The organism is Neobacillus piezotolerans, assembly GCF_003362805.1.
GTDB classification, from domain to species: Bacteria; Bacillota; Bacilli; order Bacillales; family Cytobacillaceae; genus Bacillus_D; species Bacillus_D piezotolerans.
The window spans coordinates 21330-27496 of sequence record NZ_QNQT01000020.1; the positions used below are offsets into that span (position 1 = coordinate 21330).

Here is a 6167-nt window from a genome sequence, read left to right on the forward strand (position 1 = left end):
AAGTGCAGTAACTACAGGTGTTCACTGGTGTGTCACCTTATATTATGGGCGGTAGCCTGGAAGTAACTAATCTTTTATGGAGGTAGGCAGATGCACAACGCTGGCATTCGTTTTTATTTAGGGGAGCCTCATATTATATTAGCGGATAACTCCGGGGGGTATATTAGAGAGTCCACCTCTTTTTTCGATGAGAATTTAATCGTGGGTGATCCTTTTACTTGGAGGAAGGATGCAAAACAAGCTGATGTTTACTATATAGTTGACCTGCCAGAAGGTCGCAAGCACCTAACAATAAAATATAGAAAAGGCATGCGGCCTGCATATATATACCTTCAGCGTGCAGATTATGCCTTATAAAATAAAGAAAGCGTGGTCCCTTAAACAAGGTGTTTCACGCTTTCTTTTATTTCTTCAATTTACCTTCGTAATAACCAATGCATTTATGCCACTTCGATGCCACATACAGATTGACTTTTGCTATTTATAATAAAAAATAAGGATTCTGCTGTGAGGTAAAATCGGCTGTTTTCGGCACTTTCGACAAATTTCGATATTTTTTCAAATTTTATGTTACCTTTTAAGTAGATTTTCGGAATAATATATATGTACAAAGCTTTAAACTCTCCTGTGGACAAAAAACTAAAAATGCCACATCCGACACTTTGGACACTTTTTGAAGTCTCGTCCTTGTTTTTGCTAAAATGAGTGCAGGTTAAAACGATTGGCACTTTTAGTGCACTTTCGGCTTAATGAAATGGCTTAAAATTGTAGTATAAATGTATTGGGCAAAAAAAAGATGAAAGAAACATGATAAAAATAGACCCTATAAATGTGTTAATCTGATATTGTACCGAAGCTGCGACTAAGATGCGACTTTTGAAGGGCTAAAAAGGCTTAATATGCTAATATGGGGCAAAGTTCTTAAGGGATGTCGCTTTTGTGTCGCTTTTGGCTTCTGAAAAAGTGTTAATCTGATAACATCCGAGGAATGGGTAACGTGGCAGCGGAAGAAAATGTCCGTTTTATGTCCGTTTTGCCACTTCTGCCGGTTATAAAATGGTACTGTCCAAAAGAATATTGAAATTTAAGCTTCCAATCATTGATTGGGGGCTTTTTTGTTGCCAAAAAAACTTTTAAGGGGTGGTTTTTATGTAAAAAAGGGCAGATCGAAAACCACAAGTTGTCTATTTTTTTGCCTCCAGTTAGTAGACGGTTGTTCTACTACTAGCACCAACTAAAAAAGGGATGGTGACAATGAGAAATCAAGATATCCGAAATGAAATTAAAGGTTCCAGGTTATTTTATCACGAGGTTGCTGAGTGTCTGGGTCTACACGAAAGCACCTTTTACAGGTTGTTGAGGTCCAAATTGACTCCAACGCAGAGAGAGATGGTTTATAAGGCCATTAATGACTTGAAAAAGCAGAAGTACAAAGAGCTGCTCTACGCTTAGGAAGGAGAGGAGTTAAAAATGAATACCAAGCCAAATCAAGATATCCGGGATTTGATTAAGAAATCTGACGTTTATTCGTGGGAAGTGGCTGAAAAGCTGGGCATTCACGAAAACACAATGTACAGGCTGCTTCGGAAGGAACTTGACGATGCGGGAAAAGAAAGGTTTCGTCAAGCGTTAAAAGTTCTGCAAGAAGAACGACAAAACAGAGGATGATCAGTGCATGTAGGAGAGTGAGTAACGTGAGCAAAACTAAAGGTCAAATACAGGCAGAGGCATTCATTGAAGCTCTGTACAAGAATGCTAATACGGGTTTTCTCAGCCTTTGGACTTTAGAGGACAAGAAAACTAGATGGTTTTCCGTACAAAATCGAGATCAATTAATTCAAGAGGCTATTAGGTTAAGGGATTCTCATAATGTCTACTTCGGGGTAGGAGTGCGGAAAGAAGCCTTAAGTGAGTTTAAGCGGGGCAAAAATGAAGATGTTCTTTCCTTACCTGGAGTTTGGGTGGAAATTGATTTAATGAGCGGGATACACGCTGCCAACAATCTCCCTACTGAGGATGATGTCCAAAGTATTCTGGATACTTTCTCTTTGGATCCATCCATTGTCATTCATAGCGGAGGCGGTCTGCATTGTTATTGGTTGTTCGATAAACCGGCGGAAATTCGAAGCGTAAAAGATATGCAGGGTGCAGAAAGAATGCTCGGGCGGTTCCAAAAGGTATTTATCCGGTTGGCGAAGGCGAAGGGTCTACATATAGATAATACAGCCGACCTGGCTAGGGTTCTGCGCGTGCCGGGGACCTTCAACCTTAAAGGAGAGCCAAAACCCGTTAAAACGGCTTTATTCGAGCCTGAGAGGCGTTATTCATTGCTCGAACTTTTAAGTGCTATTCAGGATATTGAGGCAACTTTTCCAGAAGAAACAGTGACTAAGGCTGAAAAAAAGCATTATGACACTGAAATTCCGGATGCCAAGCACCCTGATCGCATTGCGAAAGAGTGCCGTTTTATCCAGGATTACCTGAACCATATAGAGTCTGCTAATTATTCCGAATGGATGGCTGCACTTTCTATAGCGGCATTCTGTGAGGATGGGGACGAGCTGGTCCACGAATGGTCAAAAGGACATTCCGGATACAGTGAACCGGAAGTAGACCGAAAGTATACCGAAATTCGAGAAAAAATGAAGCCAAGAACGTGCCAGACCATTAATCAGGAGTTTGGCAGATGCAATGGCTGTAAACACTTCAACAAGATTAATAGCCCGATAGCTTTAGGAATGGAGAGGAAAAAGAAGATGTCGGCCGAGCAAAGCAATTTTAAAAGAACGGACTTAGGGAACGCCGAACGCTTGGTATTTAGGCACGGCTCGGATATTCGTTTCAACAGCACTTTCGGAAAGTGGTATCTCTGGGACGGGAAGCGGTGGAATGAGGACAAAGTGGGCAGGATTCTTCAGTTGGCCAAAGAAACAGTTCGCGCCATTTATGATGAAGCTGCTAAAGCAGAGGATCCGGATACTCGTAAATCACTGGCGGAGCACGCGGTGCGGTCTGAATCGAGGGCCCGAATTGAATCTATGGTTTCCCTTGCGAAAACGGAGGTTCCGACACTTCCGGAAGAGATGGATAACGATATTTGGTTATTTAACTGCGAGAACGGCGTTATTGACCTCAAAACAGGCGTTTTAAAGCCACATGACCGAAACCTTATGATGACCAAAAAATCATCAGTAGCCTACGATTCGAAGGCTGAATGCCCGACCTGGTTAAAATTCTTGAGCGATATTTTCCAGGATGAAAACGGAAAGGTTAAGCACGACACGATCAACTTCCTCCAGAAGGCTGTAGGGTACTCGCTAACTGGTTCCACCCGAGAACAGGTACTGTTCTTCCTTTATGGGACAGGCCGTAACGGAAAAAGCACTTATATGAACGTGATTAAAGACATCCTTGGAGACTACGGGAAGCAGACAAATGCAGACACTTTCACGGTAAAGAAATCAGACCGTGTAAATAATGATATTGCTGCTTTGAAGGGTGCCCGGATGGTAGCGGCAACCGAGAGTGAGGAAGGGGCAAGGCTTGCTGAAAGTCTGGTTAAGCAGTTAACGGGCGGTGAGCCGGTGCAAGCGCGCTTCTTACATCAGGAGTATTTCGAATACGTGCCTCAATTCAAGATTTTCTTCACCACAAACCATAAACCAGTTATTCGCGGGAATGACGAAGGGATTTGGAGAAGGATTCGGCTAATTCCTTTCACAGTTACTATCCCAAATGAAAAGCTGGATAAGGATTTGCCAGAGAAGTTGCGGAATGAAATGCCCGGCATTCTCAAGTGGATGGTTGAAGGGTGCCTGAAATGGCAGAAGGAAGGCCTTGGAGTCCCTCAAGAGGTAGAAGAAGCAACCAACTCCTACCGGGATGAAATGGATACACTCGGCAACTTTATAACCGATGTATGTGTCCTCCACCCGAACGTTAAAACCTTAGCAGCTGAGCTTTATCGGCAATATGGCTACTGGTGCCAAGATAACGGCGAATTTGAAATAACAAAGCAAAAGTTCAATCGAAAGCTGGAAGAACGAGGCTTTAAGAAGGGCCGGGACGGCAGAGGCATTTATTTAACTGGTATTGGTATTAATATTTCTTCTACCGGTGAAAAAGTGAATTTTTATGAAAAGAAAAATACAAATTCAGCTTAATAAGAGAAACAGTTAAAAAAAGCGGAAAAACGTTCACTAAATTTCACTTTTACACAAAGGGGGAGAAACAGCATGGTACCTGTTTTCTATAAGTACACGGATAAGGAAATAGGGGAGTTGCTAAAAAGCATCGTTATCCTGGTGGATACGAGGGAGCAGAAGAATGAACACATTATCCAATACTTCGATTCAAAGAAAATCCCATATCTAAGCAACAAGCAGGATACAGGGGATTATGCGGTAATGCTCCCGAAAAATGAAGTTCTTGGCATCCACCGGGATATTCACTTTCCAATCGCCATAGAGCGTAAAAACTCGGTGGACGAGCTGGCCCAAACGATTAAAGAACGGACGCGATTTGAAAATGAGTTGATTCGTTCCAACAAGCTGAAGTTCTTGCTGATGGTGGAGGATCCGAATGGATATGAAAACATCGTGTGCGGCAATTACCAAAGTCAATACGAGCCCAAAGCATTGCTCGGAAGTCTGAAATCCTTTGAATCGCGGTACGGTTTTACAACTGTATTCATCCCTAAGAAAGCGGCCGGAAACTACATTTACCATCACCTGTATTATCACGTTCGCAATTATTTAAAAGAAATGTAGGGTGGTGAAGCGTTGTTTAAATTCCAAATATCAAATGACATACAAGTGCGCCTGGATGGAATGCCTAAAGAGCTTTATAACATATTGACAGGTGCCTTATTGTTGGACAATCCGGACTATAAAAAGGCGGTAAAATACGGATTTTCGGCCAAGAACATACCTGAAACCATCAAGCTTTATAAGCTAACCAACGAAACTCTAACAGTTCCGAGGGGGATGGCAAAGGGAATCATTCGTTATTTAACCAAAAAACAAACCCGCTACGAAATGCAGGATCTTCGTTTATTGCTGCCAGAAGTTAGCTTCAAGTCTGAAATCAAGCTCAGAGACTATCAAGAAAGCGCAGTGAGCCGAATATTGGAGAACACACAGGGATTCCTGGTTAGTCCGTGCGGTTCCGGAAAAACAGTAATGATGATTGAAATGATGGCGAGGATTAGGCAACCTACCCTGTTTATCGTGCATCAGAAGGAATTAATGGATCAGATTATTGTGGCAGCAGTGAACTTAACGGATTTGACCAAAGAGGAAATAGGCGTTCTCGGTTCTGGCAAAAGAACGGTTGGGGAACGGATGACTGTCGCTACTATCCAGACATTGAACAAACTCAATTTGGAGGAGTATATCGACAAATTTGGAGCGGTTTTCATCGATGAAGCCCATCATCTTGCGGCAAAAAGCTTTTACGAAGTTATTTCTAAATTCAAGGGCTGCTACAGATTCGCGGTCTCAGCAACCCCTGAACGTGGAGACGGTCTTACACAAATGGTATACGCCTGTACAGGAGGCATTATACACGAGATTGAGCAAAACCAAGTCCCAACCATTATACCATTGCTTAAATCGGTAAAAACGGCATTTACCAGCCAGTTAAACGAGCATTCTCAGATAGTAAAGAAGCTCATTTCAGATAAAGCGAGAAACCAACTGATTGTGGACCATATAAAACGGGAAGCGGCCGGCAATTACAGCCTTGTTCTCTCTGATCGTGTTGAGCACTTAAACACACTAAAAAACCTCCTGGTTAAACAACTGCCGGGAATGACCATTGAAATCCTTACAGGGGATTTACCAAAAGCCAAGAGAAAGGAGCTTATGGAAAAGGCAAAAGCCAAGCAGATTGATATTTTACTTGCTACCCAGTTAGCCAGAGAGGGATTGGATATTCCTCATCTAAACCGGCTGTTCCTAACCTACCCCAAGAAATCCCAAGCAAGCGTTCAACAGGAAGTAGGGCGGATAATGAGGCCTTGCGAAGGCAAGAAGAACGCGATTGTTTACGATTTTATAGACCAAAACGGGATATTATACAGCCAATTTACGAAAAGGAGGGCTGTATACCGAAAGATAGGCATTAAAACAGGTTGAGGTGACGAGAAGTGAAACGGGGCAATAAAA

General features: G+C 42.5%; 5 protein-coding genes. All 5 read left to right on the forward strand.

Translation table 11 applies throughout. From position 1 onward, the window contains the following. Positions 1–90: 90 nt before the first annotated feature. The 5 genes from DRW41_RS22095 (at position 91) to DRW41_RS22120 (ending at position 6137) form a co-directional block, all read left to right on the forward strand. Entirely contained in the window at positions 91–357 is a 267-nt protein-coding gene (locus tag DRW41_RS22095) for a hypothetical protein (protein WP_115454176.1), read from the forward strand. A 1113-nt stretch (positions 358–1470) separates the two neighbouring features. After that, on the forward strand, positions 1471–1668 hold the full coding sequence (locus tag DRW41_RS22105; RefSeq protein WP_115454178.1) for a hypothetical protein: 198 nt from the start codon (positions 1471–1473) through the stop codon (positions 1666–1668). Between the two features lie 293 nt (positions 1669–1961). Further along, positions 1962–4163, forward strand: a complete 2202-nt coding sequence (locus DRW41_RS22110) for a phage/plasmid primase, P4 family (protein WP_245959530.1) — start codon at positions 1962–1964, stop codon at positions 4161–4163. A gap of 72 nt (positions 4164–4235) precedes the next feature. Continuing rightward, positions 4236–4769 carry an ERCC4 domain-containing protein gene (locus DRW41_RS22115; RefSeq protein WP_115454180.1) on the forward strand — a complete coding sequence of 178 codons (534 nt, stop codon included), beginning with the start codon at positions 4236–4238 and terminating at the stop codon, positions 4767–4769. Positions 4770–4781: 12 nt separating this feature from the next. After that, positions 4782–6137, forward strand: a complete 1356-nt coding sequence (locus tag DRW41_RS22120; protein ID WP_245959531.1) for a DEAD/DEAH box helicase — start codon at positions 4782–4784, stop codon at positions 6135–6137. Positions 6138–6167: the final 30 nt, after the last annotated feature.

Bases quoted from the DNA above. Each gene is read 5' to 3' on its own strand.
- DRW41_RS22095 (WP_115454176.1), top strand. From the start codon at position 91: ATGCACAACGCTGGCATTCGTTTTTATTTAGGGGAGCCTCATATTATA.
- DRW41_RS22105 (WP_115454178.1), top strand. From the start codon at position 1,471: ATGAATACCAAGCCAAATCAAGATATCCGGGATTTGATTAAGAAATCT.
- DRW41_RS22115 (WP_115454180.1), top strand. From the start codon at position 4,236: ATGGTACCTGTTTTCTATAAGTACACGGATAAGGAAATAGGGGAGTTG.